The organism is Acinetobacter sp. YH01005 (assembly GCF_013420465.1).
Lineage (GTDB): Bacteria > Pseudomonadota > Gammaproteobacteria > Pseudomonadales > Moraxellaceae > Acinetobacter > Acinetobacter amyesii.
In genome coordinates, this window is record NZ_VOYA01000007.1 from 137,664 (window position 1) to 155,948 (window position 18,285).

13 protein-coding genes and 1 pseudogene are annotated in these 18,285 nt (G+C 41.0%); 13 read left to right on the top strand and 1 reads right to left on the bottom strand.

Annotated elements, in window-relative coordinates; genetic code table 11:
* The first annotated feature begins 12 nt into the window (after window positions 1–12).
* From pilQ to tfpZ, 13 genes and pseudogenes are all read left to right on the top strand, one after another.
* Window positions 13–2,127 (top strand): type IV pilus secretin PilQ, encoded by a 2,115-nt coding sequence (gene pilQ / locus FTT72_RS06835; protein ID WP_180117282.1) that lies wholly within the window; start codon window positions 13–15, stop codon window positions 2,125–2,127.
* 36 nt (window positions 2,128–2,163) lie between these two features.
* Window positions 2,164–2,709, top strand: coding sequence for a shikimate kinase AroK (aroK, locus tag FTT72_RS06840; RefSeq protein WP_078189378.1), 546 nt, complete (start codon window positions 2,164–2,166; stop codon window positions 2,707–2,709).
* Window positions 2,710–2,723: 14 nt separating this feature from the next.
* Window positions 2,724–3,806, top strand: coding sequence for a 3-dehydroquinate synthase (gene aroB, locus FTT72_RS06845; RefSeq protein ID WP_180178079.1), 1,083 nt, complete (start codon window positions 2,724–2,726; stop codon window positions 3,804–3,806).
* Window positions 3,807–3,813: 7 nt separating this feature from the next.
* Window positions 3,814–4,653, top strand: coding sequence for a hypothetical protein (locus FTT72_RS06850; RefSeq protein WP_180008690.1), 840 nt, complete (start codon window positions 3,814–3,816; stop codon window positions 4,651–4,653).
* Between the two features lie 446 nt (window positions 4,654–5,099).
* Entirely contained in the window at window positions 5,100–9,575 is a 4,476-nt protein-coding gene (gene gltB / locus FTT72_RS06855) for a glutamate synthase large subunit (protein WP_180021664.1), read from the top strand.
* A gap of 69 nt (window positions 9,576–9,644) precedes the next feature.
* Window positions 9,645–11,066, top strand: coding sequence for an FAD-dependent oxidoreductase (locus FTT72_RS06860; RefSeq protein WP_078189374.1), 1,422 nt, complete (start codon window positions 9,645–9,647; stop codon window positions 11,064–11,066).
* A 239-nt stretch (window positions 11,067–11,305) separates the two neighbouring features.
* A pseudogene (locus tag FTT72_RS06865) lies at window positions 11,306–12,190 on the top strand (metal-dependent hydrolase).
* Window positions 12,191–12,350: 160 nt separating this feature from the next.
* Window positions 12,351–12,941, top strand: a complete 591-nt coding sequence (locus tag FTT72_RS06870) for a LemA family protein (RefSeq protein ID WP_078189372.1) — start codon at window positions 12,351–12,353, stop codon at window positions 12,939–12,941.
* Window positions 12,942–12,970: 29 nt separating this feature from the next.
* Window positions 12,971–14,038: a TPM domain-containing protein gene (locus tag FTT72_RS06875; protein ID WP_180178080.1), complete on the top strand. Its 1,068-nt coding sequence runs from the start codon at window positions 12,971–12,973 to the stop codon at window positions 14,036–14,038.
* Entirely contained in the window at window positions 14,032–14,592 is a 561-nt protein-coding gene (locus FTT72_RS06880; RefSeq protein ID WP_180178081.1) for a TPM domain-containing protein, read from the top strand. Before FTT72_RS06875 ends, FTT72_RS06880 begins: the two co-directional genes overlap by 7 nt.
* Before the next feature lie 204 nt (window positions 14,593–14,796).
* Window positions 14,797–15,273: a pilin gene (locus FTT72_RS06885; protein ID WP_180178082.1), complete on the top strand. Its 477-nt coding sequence runs from the start codon at window positions 14,797–14,799 to the stop codon at window positions 15,271–15,273.
* A 55-nt stretch (window positions 15,274–15,328) separates the two neighbouring features.
* The gene (locus tag FTT72_RS06890; RefSeq protein WP_180178083.1) at window positions 15,329–16,999 is read left to right on the top strand and encodes a PglL family O-oligosaccharyltransferase; all 1,671 of its coding nucleotides are present in this window, start codon (window positions 15,329–15,331) and stop codon (window positions 16,997–16,999) included.
* Window positions 16,996–17,739, top strand: a complete 744-nt coding sequence (gene tfpZ / locus FTT72_RS06895; RefSeq protein ID WP_180178084.1) for a TfpX/TfpZ family type IV pilin accessory protein — start codon at window positions 16,996–16,998, stop codon at window positions 17,737–17,739. Before FTT72_RS06890 ends, tfpZ begins: the two co-directional genes overlap by 4 nt.
* Window positions 17,740–17,788: 49 nt before the next feature.
* On the opposite strand, the gene bfr is transcribed toward tfpZ, so the two are convergent.
* Complete coding sequence (gene bfr, locus FTT72_RS06900) at window positions 17,789–18,253, bottom strand: bacterioferritin (protein ID WP_180178085.1); 465 nt, start codon at window positions 18,251–18,253, stop codon at window positions 17,789–17,791.
* Window positions 18,254–18,285 lie beyond the last annotated feature (32 nt).

Consider the following 18,285-nt stretch of genomic DNA (forward strand, 5'->3'; position numbering starts at 1 on the left):
GATGGCAATACAATGAATCATGTGTTTCGTCAGTTTTCGATGGGGGCTGTTGCAATGGCGATGATGCAAGTTGCCAATGCTCAGGTGAGTGTAACCAATGTGGTACCAATGCAAATTCCAGGTCAAGGGACTGAAATTCGCGTGATGTTTAATGGCTTGCCGCCGCAACCACAAGCTTATCAACTCGATCAACCATCACGACTAGTTTTAGACTTTGATAAAGCACAGCAAAATTTAAAACAAAGTTCAATTCCTGTGGCAACGGCTGAAGCGAGCACTGTGGATGTGAGTTCGGATGCACAACGTGCGCGCTTAACTGTGAATTTAGCCAATGCTGGCGCTTTTACCACGCGTGTTGAAGGTAATACCTTTATTTTAAAAATCAACTCTGCACAAGCTGCAAATTATGTACAGCCTGTAGCACAACGTCAGCAACAGGGCATCTCAAATATTGGTTTCCACCGTGGTTCTAATGGTGAAGGTCAAGTTGTTGTTGATTTACTGGGTGGAAATACTCCCGTTGATGTTCAACAGCAAGGCAGTAAAGTGGTGATCCGTACTTTAGGCAATAAAGTACCTGCACATTTGACTCGCCGTTTAAATGTCAATGATTTTGCAACACCTGTTGCAACGGTGGACGCACATAATGATGGCGGTAATGGTGTGATTACCATTCAGTCGACGGGCAGCTATGAATATATGGCGTACCAAACTGATAATAAATTAACGGTAAGTTTGAAACGTCCGGAAGATAAGAATCCATTACGTCCTAAAGCTGCCAATCATTATACCGGTAAGAAGATTTCATTAGACTTCCAAGATATTGAAGTACGTCGTGTGCTGCAACTTTTGGCTGATTTCACTGAAATCAATATGGTTGCTGCTGATACGGTTCAAGGAAATATTACACTTCGCTTAAAAGATGTGCCTTGGGATCAAGCACTAGATATCGTATTGAAAACCAAGAATTTGGACAAACGTCGTAATGGTAATGTGATTTGGATTGCGCCTGTTTCTGAGTTGATTAAAGCGGAAGAAGAAGAAGCGAAAGCCTTACGTCAAAGTATGAAGTTGGCACCCATTCAAACAGAATATCTTACTTTAAGTTATGCTAAGGCAGCTGATATTGAGAAACTGATTACGCAGTCTAAAACTGCGGGTAATAGCGGTTCGTCAAATAATAGTAATAATGCTGATGATGATCGGGGTAATTTGTTAAGTCCCCGAGGCACGATTTCTGCAGATACGCGTACAAATACACTGATTATTAATGATACCGCGCAAAACATTGATCAGATTCGTAAGATGGTGGATTTGCTTGATGTATCAGTCAAGCAGGTCATGGTCGAAGCACGTATTGTAAAAGCTTCTACCGACTTTACCAAAGAAATGGGTGTGAAATGGGGTCTCTTGTCTCAAGGTATTAACCAAAATGACCATTTATTGGTGGGTGGTAGTGATACTACGCTTTGGGACTTAAAAACACCGGATGATGATGGTAAATATACGATTCAACGTCCAAGTAACTTAAACGTGGACTTAGGTGTGACTACTGCAGGTGCCAGTCGAATTGCGTTCGGCTTAATTAGTCTTTCTGATTTTATGTTGGATTTAGAGCTTTCTGCTTTACAAGCGGATGGTTATGGTGAAGTCATTTCTACACCTAAGGTACTGACAGCGGATAAACAACCTGCCAAAGTTGCATCAGGTCAAGAAATTCCGTATCAAACCACAACGGGTACAGGTTCAAATGCAACTTCTTCTACCGAGTTTAAAGAAGCTTTATTAAGTTTGGATGTCACGCCTAGCATTACTCCAGATGGTAAAGTGCAAATGAAGCTGAATATCAAGAGCGACTCACCAGCAGGATATGCACAAAATGGTGAAATTATCCTGAATAAAAATGAAATTAATACCGATGTCTTAGTCAACAATGGTGAAACTGTTGTGCTCGGCGGTATTTTTAATCAGGAAACACAAAGTAAGCAAATTAAAGTACCGTTCTTAGGTGATATTCCTTATGTAGGTCGCTTATTCCGTAAAGATTTGAAAAGCGATGCAAAAAATGAGTTACTGATTTTTGTTACTCCGCGAATTGTTAATGACAGTGTTACCAGAAATCATTAATATATTTTCAATTTAACAAAAGAAATAGGTGACTCCTTGCCAAGCAAAGAGTTTGAAACCCTACCAAATATCTATTTGGTAGGGCCGATGGGGGCAGGAAAAACAACCGTAGGGCGACATTTAGCAGAATTGTTAGGACGTGAATTTCTAGACAGTGATCATGAAATTGAACGTAAAACAGGTGCGACCATTCCTTGGATTTTTGAAAAGGAAGGGGAAAAAGGCTTTAGAAGTCGTGAAACGAATGTCATTGATGAGTTAACTGCAAAGAAACAACTGGTCTTGGCGACTGGCGGTGGTGCTGTGACTCAACCCCCAAATCGTGAGTTTTTAAAACAACGTGGTATTGTTGTTTATCTATATACTCCGGTGGAAATTCAGTTACAACGAACCTACCGCGACAAAAATCGTCCACTTCTTCAAGTGGAAAATCCAGAGCAAAAGCTACGAGATTTATTGGCTGCCCGTGATCCTCTTTATCGTGAAGTCGCGCACTATATTATTGAAACCAATCAAGGTGCCGCGCGAGATCTTGCGCAAAAAATTTTTAATTTAATTGTTTCACAAAATATATCTCGTTAAAAAAGGTTAAATTCATGCAAACCTTACATGTTGAACTTGGTGATCGTCGCTACCCTATTTTTATTGGTAGTGACCTCAATCCACAAACTTTACTTGAGCCTTATATTCAGGGTAAACAAGTGATGATTGTCTCTAATACCACAGTTGCCCCGCTCTATTTAAAACATTATGTGGATGCAATTGAAGCATTAGGGAAAACTGTTGCAACATGTATTTTGCCTGATGGTGAAAAGTATAAAAATTTAGACCATTTGAATTTAATTTTTGATGCCTTGCTCGAAGCAGGCTTTAACCGCGATTGTACGGTTTTGGCATTAGGTGGTGGTGTCATTGGGGATATGACCGGTTTTGCCTCTGCATGCTATCAACGTGGTGTATATTTTATTCAAGTGCCGACGACTTTGCTTTCTCAAGTGGATTCAAGTGTTGGTGGCAAAACAGGGATTAACCATCCACTAGGTAAAAACATGATTGGTGCCTTTCAGCAACCCCAAGTGGTCCTTGCGGATATGGCGCAATTAAAAACTTTGCCAGTGCGTGAACTTTCTGCAGGTTTGGCTGAAGTGATCAAATATGCGTTGTTGGGTGATGTTGAATTCTTAACTTGGCTTGAACAGCATATGGATGCTTTAGTTGCAGGTGATGCAACTTTGTTGGCTGAAGCGGTTTATCGTTCATGTGCCCATAAAGCGCGTATTGTGGCCAATGATGAAAAAGAACAAGGTGAGCGTGCGTTATTAAACTTGGGTCATACCTTTGGCCATGCGATTGAATCGTACTTGGGGTATGGTGAATGGTTACATGGCGAAGCCGTTGCAACAGGGATGGTGATGGCTGCAGATTTATCGCATCGTATGGGCTGGATCACAGTTGAAGATTTAGAGCGTACAAAAAAAATCATTTTACGTGCACAATTACCGATAGTTTGCCCTAAAATTCCGCTAGAGGAATTTTTGGCGTATATGTCCCATGATAAAAAAGTATTGAATGGGCAATTACGACTTATTTTACTGAAATCATTAGGTCAGGCCATCATCACCAAAGAGTTTGATGTCGAATTAATGAAACAGGCAATTTTGGCAAATCAGGCAGAGTAGGTACATCATGGCAGCGCGGCAGTCTCAATGGCAAAAAGTTCATCACTACACATGGTTGGTGGGTGGAGCTGTGTGTCTGTTCGCTGCATTGGTTTTTTGGGCGATTACAGATACCAAAGAATTGGTTGAAGTTGAAAAACAAGCGGAAACCGAAGTGGATTTGCAAATTCAGCCAGAGAAAGTGGCAGCAATGTCCCATCTTGGTGCATTAAATGAAGAAGTACGTCCACTTGATATGACGACCCGTGTGGTTGCTACAGCTCAACATGAGCCAGAATTTCGCGGCACTAAATTTATCAATGATTCTGCCAAACTTTATGGTGTTGAATTATTTCGGGTTTCTGAAGAAGATATTTTAAAAAGCTTCTTACGTAAGCAGCCTGAGCGTCACAAATTTATTTATCTACGTCTTTCTGGTGAAGACCATCCTGAGCAATACGTCATTTTAACAGGACCATATTCGTCGCAAAATGATGCCAAAGCTGCAATGTCGAGCCTCAACATCGCTTTGCCTGCTTCAATCAAACCTGAGGTTGTTGAATTTAAACAATATCAAGCATATGTGAATGACTTAGGCACGGAAGAAATGTCGTCGAGTCAAAAGTTATATGCTGTTAAATTAAAATCTGTACCTTTACCGAAAATTGATGAAGCTCAAATCGCCGCACGAAAAGCAGCGGCTGCAGCGACGGTAACAACACCAACTAATGCAACGACAAGTACTACGGTGACTCGTCGTGATGCTGAAGGAAATGTGATTGATGTGCAAAAATCACAAAGTAGTGTAGATGCACCACGTCCAAAACCTGCACCGGTAGAGCAAGAAGTAACCGATCCATTTAATTAGTTCTAAAATAGCGCAAGACGTCTTAGGAAAAGCTTAAACTGCACAGAAAAAGTGCATAAAATAAAAAAAGAACAATTTGAATTATTTGTTATAACTAAAAAATGCTTGTAATCAGCCATCTTAGGATAAAATGCATCAAGTTGGCATATAAATTGCTTAATTGGTGCGTAAATTGAACTTTTCTCCCTGTTTTGGCGCGAAAATGATTCGATAAAAGTGCGAAGTCATTAATCCAGTCGTTATCCCTGATCTGAACTGCAAAAGCAGAAAATTTGACTTTTTATTCATGCATCAAAGGTGAATTCGGTTTATCTTAAGGGTGTGAATAAGAAATAATTTTGCTCGACAGAACAATTCATGTGAGTAAGTTAAGACGAATCGCAACAAGAAATTAGTTTGTTAAGTGCTCGAAAGAGCTGTAAAGAAAAGAAGGGTACGCTATGCACATGCCATCGCCTAATACTGTAGCTCCCGCTCAAGGTTTATACCAACCGGATGAGTTTAAAGATAACTGTGGTTTCGGTTTAATCGCCCATATGCAGGGTGATGCAAGCCATGATCTCGTCAAAACCGCAATGCATAGTTTAAGTTGTATGACCCACCGTGGTGGTATTGCCGCAGATGGCAAAACCGGTGACGGCTGTGGTCTACTCCTTGCTATGCCAAAAGAATTTTTCCGTGAAGAAGCGAAAAAACTCAGTGACATTACATTGAGTGAAATCTTTGCTGTGGGTACGGTATTTCTAAATCTAGACCCTGCATTAGCCGCACATGCAAAACAAATTTTAACCAAAGAAATCGAAGACGAAGGCTGTAAAGTCATCGCTTGGCGTGTTGTGCCAACCAATAATGATGCATTGGGTTCAATCGCGATGCAGTCATTGCCTGCCTTTGAACAAATTATCGTGAATTGCCCAATGGGTGTTTCAGAGGTTGAATTCAACCGTAAGTTGGTGATGGCACGTCGTCGTGCAGAACAACAACTGACTGCTGACCCATACTTCTATGTAACCACTTTATGCTCAACTGTGATCAGCTATAAAGGTTTGATGATGCCAGCAGCGATTGCTGACTTCTATACCGATCTTGCTGATGAGCGTTTAAAGTCACACATCGTGGTATTCCATCAGCGCTTCTCAACCAATACATTGCCGCGTTGGCCTTTGGCACAGCCGTTCCGTTACTTGGCGCACAATGGTGAAATTAACACCATTACCGCAAACCGTAACTGGGCGATGGCGCGTACACCAAAATTTGAAAACCCATTATTGCCGGGTTTAACTGAGCTGAATCCAATCGTAAACCGTACAGGTTCGGATTCTTCAAGCTTAGATAATATGCTGGAAATCCTTGTCGGTGGTGGTATGGACTTGTTCCGTGCGCTACGCATGTTGGTTCCACCTGCTTGGCAAAACGTTGAAACTTTAGATGCGGACTTACGTGCATTCTACGAATTCAACTCAAAACATATGGAAGCTTGGGATGGTCCAGCAGGTCTGGTAATTCAAGATGGTCGTCATGCGATTTGTATGCTTGACCGTAATGGTTTACGTCCAGCACGTTGGGTGATTACCAAAAATGGTTACATCACCTTGGCATCAGAAATTGGTGTTTGGGGTTATGAGCCTGAAGATGTTGTGTCTAAAGGTCGTGTCGGTCCGGGTCAAATTTTGGTGATCGATACCTTTACTGGCAAAATGCTCGATACTCAAGATGTGAGTAATCACCTCAAACGTATGCGTCCGTACCGTCAGTGGTTACGTGAAAACTCAGTACGTGTACAAGGCAGTCCAGAGCTTGAAGAATATTTATGTGATCAAGGCTTAAAAGGCGATGACCTGAAAGCTTCACAAAAAATGTTCATGGTTACCTTTGAAGAGCGTGACCAATTGCTTCGTCCAATCGCTGAAAGCGGTCAGGAAGCCGTGGGCTCAATGGGTGACGATACGCCAATGGCAGTATTGTCTCGTCAAGTGCGCCATGTGTCTGACTACTTCCGTCAGCAGTTCGCTCAGGTTACGAATCCGCCAATCGATCCATTACGTGAATCGATCGTAATGTCGTTAGAGACATGTCTCGGCCGTGAACAAAATGTATTTGAACAAGGTCCAGAGCATGCAGATCGTCTGATCATTTCAAGCCCAGTACTGTCAAATTCGAAAATGCATCAAATTCGTACCCTTGGCCGTAAAGGTTATGAAATTGCAGACATCGACCTGAACTATGCAGAAGATGAAGGCTTAGAAGCTGCTATCGCGCGTATTTGTGAAGAATCAGCACAAGCGATTCGCGATGGAAAAACATTACTTGTATTGTCTGATAAGAAAATCCGTCAAGGTTTCTTACCTGCAAATGCATTGATGGCAACTGGCGCGGTTCACCACTATTTAATCAATGTAGGTCTACGTACAGATGCCAACATCATTGTGGAAACTGGTTTGGCGCGTGATGCACATCAGTTTGCGGTGATTCTTGGTTTCGGTGCGACTGCGATTTATCCGTACCTAGCTTATGACGTGATCAATGACTTAATCGCGAAAGGCGAGTTGCTGGGTGACCCAATTCATGCGCAAGCGAACTTCCGTAAAGGTATTGAGAAAGGCTTATTGAAAGTACTTTCTAAGATGGGTATTTCTACTGTTGCCTCTTACCGTGGCGGTCAGCTGTTTGAAGCAGTCGGCCTCTCTGATGAAGTGGTTGCAAAATGCTTTACGGGTGTACCGAGCCGTATTAAAGGCGCAACATTCTCTGATCTAGAAAATGACTTGAAAAAATTGGCAGATTTGGCGTGGAAATCACGTAAGCCAATCGATCAAGGCGGTATGCTTAAATTTGTATTCGGTAAGGAATATCACGCATTTAACCCAGACGTGATCAATGCGCTGCATAAATCTGTGCGTTCTGGTAATTATGCGGACTTTAAAGAATACGCAGAGCTAGTGAATAACCGTCCAATCGCGACGATTCGTGACTTATTCAAACTGAAAACAGATCAATCGATTGCACTCGATCAAGTTGAATCCGTAGAAGAGATTCTGCCACGTTTTGACTCGGCTGGGATGTCTTTAGGCGCATTATCGCCTGAAGCGCACGAAGCTATTGCAATCGCTATGAATACCATTGGTGGTCGCTCGAACTCAGGTGAGGGCGGTGAAGACCCAGCGCGTTACGGCACTATCCGTAACTCGAAAATCAAACAAATTGCATCTGGCCGTTTTGGTGTGACCCCTGCATATCTTACATCTGCAGAAGTCCTTCAAATTAAAGTGGCTCAAGGTGCAAAACCAGGTGAAGGTGGTCAGTTGCCGGGCGGTAAAGTGAATGGCTTAATTGCACGTTTACGTTACTCAGTACCGGGTGTGACATTAATTTCTCCGCCGCCGCATCACGACATCTATTCAATCGAAGATTTATCACAGTTAATTTTCGATTTAAAACAGGTTAACCCACAGGCGATGGTGTCCGTTAAGCTGGTTTCTGAGCCGGGTGTCGGTACGATTGCGGCAGGTGTAGCAAAAGCATACGCAGACTTCATTACCATTTCTGGTTATGACGGTGGTACAGCGGCTTCTCCACTTTCTTCAATTCACCATGCAGGTTCACCATGGGAACTTGGTCTATCTGAGGCGCATCAGGCGCTTCGTGTGAATGACCTGCGTGGCAAGGTCCGTGTACAAACTGATGGCGGCTTGAAAACGGGTCTAGACGTTGTGAAAGCAGCGATTCTTGGGGCTGAAAGTTTCGGTTTCGGTTCTACACCGATGATCGCATTGGGTTGTAAATACCTACGTATTTGCCACTTAAACAACTGTGCGACCGGTGTTGCAACACAACAAGATCATTTACGTCAGGAACACTATATCGGTGAGCCTGAAATGCTGATCAACTTCTTCCACTTTATTGCGGAAGAAACACGTGAATGGCTGGCAGCGCTTGGTGTAGCAAGCTTGAAAGATTTGATTGGCCGTACAGATTTACTGGAAATGCTTCCGGGTGAAACTGAAAAACATGCACACCTTGATTTGAGCGCATTGCTCCAATCGCATCCTGCGGCTGAAGGCAAAGCACAGTACTGTGAAGTACAAGGTAATGCACCATTCGATAAAGGCTTATTGGCTGAGAAAATGGTAGCTGAAATGCTGCCAGCGATTGAAGCAGGCACAGGCGGTGAATATAGCTTCACTATCGGTAACTGTGACCGTTCAATTGGCGCGCGTATTTCGGGTGAGATTGCAAAACGTTATGGCAACCTCAGTATGGAAGCGCACCCTGTTAAAGTTAAATTAACAGGGACTGCAGGTCAGTCATTGGGTGTTTGGAACGCCGGCGGTTTACACATCAGCCTAGAGGGTGATGCGAATGACTACGTGGGTAAAGGTATGGCTGGTGGTCGTATCTCGATCTTCCCACCGAAAGGTTCACCATTCCAAACGCAAAATACTGCAATCATTGGTAACACCTGTTTATATGGTGCAACAGGCGGTAAATTGTTTGCTGCAGGTACAGCAGGCGAGCGTTTTGCAGTACGTAACTCGGGTGCGTTTGCCGTGATTGAAGGTGCAGGCGACCACTGCTGTGAATACATGACAGGTGGTATCGTGACTGTATTGGGTAAAGTGGGTCATAACTTTGGTGCGGGTATGACAGGCGGTTTCGCTTATGTGCTCGACCTCGACAATGACTTTGTTGACCATTACAACCACGAACTGATTGAATTGAACCGTATCTCTACAGAATCGATGGAAGAACACAAAGAGTTCTTGTGCCGTATCTTAGATGAACATATTAAAGAAACAGGTAGTGCTTGGGCGTATAAGATCCGCAACGAGTTTGACTTCTATAGCCGCAAATTCTGGCTTGTGAAACCAAAAGCTGCTAATTTGCAGACTTTGTTGAAAACAACTCAAGCTGATCCACAATAATTCCACTACTGCAGATTTGATAGGCAGGTGTAAGTCCAAACATGCTTACACCTACCCACGGAGAGAGACATGGCAGAGCGCCTAAATAATGACTTTCAGTTCCTGGATGTAGCACGCCAAGATCCAGAGAAAAAAGATCTAGTTGTCCGCAAAGCAGAATTTGTGGAAATCTATAAACCGTTTACAGCTGAAGTTGCAAAAAACCAAACACACCGCTGCTTAGGTTGCGGTAACCCGTATTGTGAATGGAAATGTCCAGTACATAACTACATTCCAAACTGGTTAAAACTGATTGCAGAAGGTCGCATTTTCCAAGCGGCAGAACTGTGTCATCAAACCAACACATTGCCTGAAGTTTGTGGTCGTGTGTGCCCACAAGACCGTTTATGTGAAGGCGCGTGTACGCTAAATGACGGCTTTGGTGCAGTCACCATTGGTAATGCTGAAAAATACATTAACGATACAGCCTTTGCATTGGGCTGGCGCCCAGATATGTCACACGTTAAGTGGACAGACAAAAAAGTTGCGATTATTGGTGCGGGCCCTGCTGGTCTTGGCTGTGCCGATATTCTTGTACGTAATGGTGTGAAGCCAGTTGTATTTGACAAACGCCCTGAAATTGGTGGTTTGCTGACATTTGGTATTCCAGAATTCAAAATGGAAAAAGACGTAATGAAACGTCGCCGTGAGATTTTCTCGGGCATGGGTGTTGAATTCCGTCTAAATACCGAAATTGGTACAGATGTGACGATTGATCAGCTTTTGGCTGATTACGACGCTGTATTCATGGGTATGGGAACCTATACTTACATGAAGGGTGGTTTTGCGGGTGAAGATCTTGTTGGTGTTCATGATGCACTGGATTTCTTGATTGCCAATGTCAACCGTACGCAAGGTTGGGAAAAAGATCCATCTGAATACATCAGCATGGAAGGCAAAAAAGTGATTGTTCTCGGTGGTGGTGATACCGCGATGGACTGTAACCGTACCTCGATCCGTCAAGGTGCCGAATCCGTTGTCTGTGCCTACCGTCGTGATGAAGAAAACATGCCGGGTTCACGTCGTGAAGTGAAAAATGCGCGTGAAGAAGGTGTAGATTTCCAATTTAATCGTCAGCCGATTGAAATTGTGGGTGAAAATGGCAAAGTAACGGGTGTTAAAGTTGTGACTACCCAGCTTGGCGCACCTGATAGTCGCGGTCGTCGTAGCCCTGAACCAGTTCCGGGTTCAGAAGAAATTTTACCAGCAGATGCAGTATTGCTTGCCTTTGGTTTCCGTACCAGCCCTGCAGACTGGTTTACAACATCAAACATCAGTATGGATGGTTCAGGTCGCGTCATTGCTGCTGAACAGCAAGAATTTAAGTTCCAAACATCGAATCCGAAAATTTTCGCTGGCGGTGATATGGTACGTGGATCTGACCTTGTGGTAACCGCAATCTGGGAAGGTCGCCAAGCTGCTGAAGGTATTCTTGACTACTTAGATGTTTAAGTTATGACATGCCAGTCCTTGCACTGGATTCATTCGAAAACCCGCTTTGGCGGGTTTTTTATTTTTTGGAATTTACCCAAAATGATACGTGAATGGATTTTGCAGATAAATACGCTGCAAAGTTGTCAGACAGCACTTTAGAATGGTGAATTATGCAAGTGTGCTAGCACATTTTGCCATGTGTGAAAGAGTTCAAGAATTACATACTGCGATCATGATCTAAATCTTAGGAAACGACCATGACGCAAGTGACGACACAAAAAACATATCTAAATCGTCCTAAAGCCATTGGCATTACGGTACGTCGAGCACAATTCAATCCTAAAGCGATTTGTCGGCATTATTTTGCCAACTCACCGGTAATGTCGCATTTGTTGACGGCATTGTCATCGACCTTTCCCATTGGGGAGCAATTCTTTGTGCATAGTGTGCGTAATGTACGTGATAAAGTCAGTGATGAAAAATTGCAAGCTGAGATCGCAGCATTTATTGGGCAAGAAGCGATGCATTCCAAAGCCCATGCTGAATTTAATGATGCTTGGCGCAGTGAAACCTATAATTTAGATCGTTTCCAAGCATGACTAGTACGTAAAGACAGCTATGTAAAAAACTTACATCCCAAAATACAGTTGGCAATCACCTGTGCATTTGAGCATTTTACTGCTTTGCTTGGCGGCTATATTTTAAGACATCCTGAAGTACTGAGTACTTTAGATGATGATGCAGTGAAACTTTGGGTGTGGCATGCCATTGAAGAAATTGAGCATCGCGCAGTGGCATTTGATGTATATCAACATGTCTATGGAGATGACAAAATACGCCGCATGATTATGCGCAGTGTGACCACGGGTTTTGCAAGTCTTACGTTTTATTCTGCAACGAAGCTATTTATGCAGGATAAGAAAAAAAGTTTGCCGAAGGTTGGTGGAAATATATTCGGGGCGTATTTATTGGCAAAAATGTTTATTCAACTAGCGCCAGAATATTTGTCATATTACAAAGCAGAATTCCATCCGAGCGAAATTGATTACAGTCAGATCGTGAAATATTGGAAAGAACGCCTTGCTGATGAATATCAAATGGAAAGTTTTCAGACTGAAATTACACCGCAATTGTATAGTTAATTCAAAATGTTAAAAAAGCCCGAGTTGTGGGCTTTTTTTATGCTAAATATTTTTCGAGTAGATCAGTTTAATCACAAAGAAAATACATAATTCATTCGAAAAATAAGGTTAGAATGAATTTATTTAAACAATTACAAATAAATACTTGAGGTTAAGGGTTATGAATTCAATGAAAAAAAGCATGCTCGCAATCGCATTAGTCAGTACGTTGACCCTGAGTGGTTGTGGCTATAACACATTACAAGTCAAAGACGAGGCCGTTACAGCAGCATGGTCTGAGGTGCAAAACCAATATCAACGCCGTGCAGATTTGGTACCTAACCTTGTCAATGTGGTTAAAGGTTACGCGAAACATGAGGAACAAGTACTGACCGAAGTGACTCAAGCACGTGCCAATGTTGCGGGCTTAAAAGTGGATAAGGAAGTTTTAGAAGATCCAGCACTGTTCCAAAAATATCAAGAAGCACAAGCGCAGATGACCAGCGCACTTTCTCGTTTAATTGCAGTCTCGGAAAATTATCCAGACTTAAAAGCCAATGAGCAATTCCGTGATTTACAGGTTCAATTAGAAGGCACTGAAAACCGAATTGCTGTCGCACGTAATCGCTACATTACTACGGTACAAGACTTTAATGGCTATGCACGCCAGTTCCCGCAAGTGATGACGGCTAAAGTCATTGGCATGGATACTAAACCTAACTTTAGCGCAGAGCAAAGTGCACAAACTGCACCGAAAGTTGATTTTAATTAATTGGCATCACTGCATTGTGAGGTGGGCTGATGGTGGATTTTGAGCTAAAACATACAGGTTTGTTGTGGTTGCAGCGCATGGTTTTAGCATGCTTATTGTGTGTGGTGGGTTTCACACATGCAGAAACTGCCACCGCTACAGATGTAGATGCTGAAACAGTTGTTGTCGGTAAAATATTAAAAGATCAGCAGTCAGCTACACAAAAAGAAACAACAGCACAGCCTGAAATCAAAATTCAGCAGCCGAATATCGCTAATGATATGGCAGATGGCGATTCGATTCGTGGCTTGCCGACGCTTAATGAACCTGTAGTTGATCAGGCAAACTTACTTTCCGCTGCTGAAAAGCAAGCCATTAGCCAGAAAATTATACAGTTACACGAACAAGGTAAGGCACAAATTGGCGTCGTGATTGTGCCAACCACAGGTCAAGAAGATATTTTTGATTACGCCATGCGTGTTGCAGAAAAATGGCAACTCGGTTCAGCAAAACGCGACAATGGGATATTGATGGCGATTGCTGTGAATGATCACAGAATTCAAATCCTGACGGGTTATGGGCTGGAAGGAATCATGCCCGATATCATCGTTAGTCGCATTATTCGAAATCAAATCACACCGTATTTTAAGCAAGCTCAGTATGCTCAAGGCATTGATGCTGGCTTAACGGAAATAACACGTATTTTAAATCAAGACCCTGAAGTTGCCGCTCAAGCAGCCCAAGAGCTAAAAGAACATCAGGAACAAGCCCTACACGAGCAACAAGCCAAAGAGAAAACGTTTACAACGGTTCTCATTATTTTGGTGATTGGTATATTTGCGTCTTTTATAGTGGGTAAGCGCTTAAGTGCGTCAACTGCTGCTGTTGCAGGTACCGTTGCGGGTTTGGTCAATGGTGCAGGTCTACTCACCAGTCTGTTGATGGGTGGAGCAATTTTCTTTTTACTGATTACGGCTATTGCTCAAACCATTTTTCAAATGTTCCTTGCCGGTGGTGGGGGCGGTGGAGGTCGTAGCGGAGGTGGTGGCTTTGGTGGCGGAGGCTATAGCGGAGGCGGTGGTGGCTTTGGCGGTGGGGGAGCATCAGGTTCATGGTAACGAAAACAGAAACAACTGAAATTGTCACTTGTCCTAAAACACAGGAAATACAGCAACCAAGTTTTAAACGCTGGTTGAAGCACTTCTTTTATATGCCCGCAGCAAACCGATTTTTTAATAAGCAAGATCAGCAGGCCATTGCACAAGCGGTGACAGACGCTGAACATGGACATGTGGGCGAAATACAAGTGGTGATTGAAGGGCATATCCCTTCAAACCAAGCCTATTATCAAAATACCCGCGCACGTGCTGAACAGCTCTTTGCTGAACTGGGCGTGTGGGATACGGAATTTAATAGTGGTGTTTTGCTTTATTTAAACTTGTGTGAACGTCAGGTTGAAATTGTGATTGATCGCGGGATGAGACAGGCAACCGATGCCCAAGTGTGGCAGAATATTTGCGCGAGAATTATCCAAAACATGCAAAATAAACAATATCGAACAGCTTTGACGGTTGGTGTAAAAGAGATTGGGGATGTGATGGATCACTTTTATGCAGGGAAGTCTGAAGATCGAACGAATGAAATTGCAAATGCGCCTATTATTTTGCGCTAAAAAACGGTGATAAAGTGACACAAATCGTCACTTTTAAACACAAAAAGAGACGTAATGATTACAAAAAATAAAAATATTTTTTTAAAGTGCTGTTTTTTCTGTCATTTTCACTATAATAATTCTTGGCACACTCTGTGCTATTTATAAAACAAGCTACATAGCTTTATTAAATAATTAAATTAAAAAACATTTGTGGAGAATGTTATGAATGCTCAAAAAGGTTTTACCCTTATTGAATTAATGATCGTTGTTGCAATTATCGGTATTCTTGCTGCGGTTGCACTTCCTGCTTATAAGGATTACACAGTGCGTGCAAAAGTATCTGAAGTTGTACTTGCTGCATCTCAGTGTCGTACGACTGTGACTGAAACAGTGCAAAGTGCTGTGGGTGCTTCTTTACCTGGTGATAATGCTTGGGGTTGTGAGTCTGCATCAGCAACTACAAAATATGTTAAGTCAGTTGCTACAAGTTCAGCAGGTGTGATTACAGTTACTGCACAAAATATTGATGGTTTAGTAGCAAATACTTCTGATAAGTTAACACTGATTCCTTATAAAACTGCTTCAGACGCTTTGACAAATGCTGATGGTGGTAAAACTGTTTATGCTTGGATGTGTGGTGGTGCTGGAACAACTATTGATAAAAAATACCTACCAGGTTCTTGCCGTGGTCAAATCTAATTATAGATAAATAAAAAAGAGGCTTATCGCCTCTTTTTTATTTGGGTATTAGTAAATGCTTTATTTATTGGTTTTTTTTATTTTATGTGGTGTTGGTTTTGCCTGGCTAAGTCCAAATCATATTTTTCCGTGGGTAACATCGCATAGTGAATTTTCGATTTTCTTTAGCTTGATTTTTTTGGGAATTTATACCTTAATAATAAAAAAACAACTTATCATTCAAAAACAAAATACATGGTTATTGTTGCTGGTATTTATTCCATTAGGTCAATATTGGTTCGGAAAAATATTTTTCTTAGGGGATGCAATTCTTTCTAGCTTATATGTATTGGCTTTTTTATTTGCTATAAGTTTAGGTAATACTTTAAGTAGAAACCCACAAGAGAAGCGTAGAATTCTAGCGCTATTTTCTTATATAGTTGTTTTTTGTTGTCTAATTTCTGTTTATATAGCAATGTTACAATGGTTGTTAATCCATCGACATGGCATTTTAATGGCTGAGCTTCCACCTGGGGCGAGACCTTTTGCTAATTTTGCTCAACCGAATACCTTGGCTACTTTCCTTATTATGGGAATAATGTCTACGATTTACTTATATGAAAATAAAATTTTAAGTAAATATGTAGGATCTATTCTTGCATACCTATTGATTTTTGGTATTGCATTAACTCAATCAAGAACCCCTTGGGTATATACCTTGGCCTTTTTGATTTGGTGGTTTTGGAAAGGAAACCTTTTACAGTTGAGGACTAAAACGTCTGGAATTATTTGTGGGTGTATATGGTTTCTCCTTTGTTTAACTCTATTACCGATTTTTTCAAATTGGTTGGGAGTTGCTGTAATTGAAGACGCTTATACTAGAGCATCAAGCGGTTTTGCTCGTTTAAATATGTGGCAGCAAATGTTAGTTGCTATAAAAAATGAACCTTGGTTCGGATATGGATGGAATCAAGTCGGTGTAGCTCAAGTACAAAACACATTAGAGTTTTCACATTATGAATGGACGGAACATGCTCATAACTTTATATTAGACTTGTTAATTTGGAATGGTATCCCTCTTGGTTTGCTGATTCTTATTATATTAATTTGCTGGTTAATGCGTTTTATTAATTTATCAAATACTAAGGAAAATTTTTTAATTCTTTCTATGATCGGCGCTGTTTTAGTGCATGCAATGTTGGAATTCCCTTTAGAATATGCTTTTTTTCTTTTGCCAATTGGATTTTTATTTGGATTAGTTCAATCTGATAAACAAAATGAAAACTATTTTTCTATTTCTTTTTTGGGTTTTACAAGTGTGATACTTGCCTCTATATGTTTATATTGTTGGGTTTTGCAAGAATATAGAATAGTGGAAAGTGATATAGAGCTTGCTCGTTTTGAGGCATTAAATATAGGTACGTTACATGCAGAAAATAAGGTACCTAATATTATTATACTCACCCAACTTAGAGAACAAATAGGATTAGTGCGTACTCAGCCTAAAACTAATATGAGTGAGAGTGAAATTGAGAGCATACGAAAAATTACTTATAGATATGCATCATCACCAGCATTGTATCGATATTCACAGGTTCTAGCATTGAATGGTTATGAAATGGAAGCAAGAAAGCATTTATTAATTTTAGAAAAGCTTCATGGGAAAAAATATAGTTTTGAATCTTTATTTCAAGTTAATGAGTCTTTAGCTTTTGAATGGAAAAATAAGAGTGTATCCAAACTATGAATTATATTTTATCTAAAAGACTAAGATTTTTTTTAGGACATTTGGGAATATCGTGTCTTATTGCATTTATTATTTTAGTTTGGGTATTTTATGTTTGGTATCCATCACCACTAGCAACCGCGGTGGGGGTAATTCACATCTTTTTGCTCATATTAGTGATTGATATAATTATTGGTCCAGTTCTCGGCTTTCTGGTCTATAAGGACGGAAAAAAAACACTTAAATTTGATTTAAGTGTAATCATCTTTTTACAAATTGCAGCATTGCTCTATGGTTTGTTTAGCATTGAACAGGGGCGTCCTGCATGGCTAGTTTATAGTATAGACCGTTTTGAGCTGGTACGAAAAAATGAAATCATTACAGAGCATTTAGAACAAGTAAAACCACAATTCAAACAACCATCATGGTTGCAACCACAGTATATTGCGGTTGAATTTGCTAAAGATAAGAAACAACGTGAAGATGATATGTTTGCTGAAGTTTTAGGCGGAATTTCGATTGCTCAAAAGCCTGAACGTTATGTGGATTTTACAAAAGCCTTACCACAAATAAAAAAACGTGCAAAAAGCCTTAATAATTTAGAACAATTTAATGATCATGAGCAGGTGCGAAAGATATTAGCGAAATATCCTCAAGCAACAGGCTATGTTCCTTTAAAAGCTAATGCTGTAGATATGACTGTGCTAGTCAATAAACAAACAGGTGAAGTGATAAAAATTGTTGACCTTCTCCCTTGGTAGTGATTTGTGAATAATAAAAAACCCACATCTGCGGGTTTTTTTTATAAGTTTAAATCTGACTCTGGATGTAATTCTCTACACCAATAGATTCAATCAAATCAAGCTGAGTGGTTGCCAAATCCAACCATTCTTCTTCTTTTTCTAAAATCTCTTGAACCAGATCACGAGTGACATAATCTAACTGTTCTTCTGCTAGTTTAATCGCAGTTTGAATGGCTTCAATGTTCTCTTTGACTTTACGTACATCACAATTTAAAACTTCAACAGTATGCTGGCCGATATACAGCTTACCGAGATGCTGCAAATTAGGCAGGCCTTCTAAAAATAGAATGCGTTCAATAATTTTATCGGCATGCTTCATCTGACGAATAGATTCTTTATATTCTGCAGAACCGAGTTGCTCAATGCCCCAATCGTTAAACATCCGTGAATGAAGAAAATATTGGTTAATTGCAGTTAAATGATGATAAAGCACCTGATTTAACTGATTAATTACATCACGATTGCCTTTCATGTTTGACTCCTTAACTGCAATAAAGCTCGAAC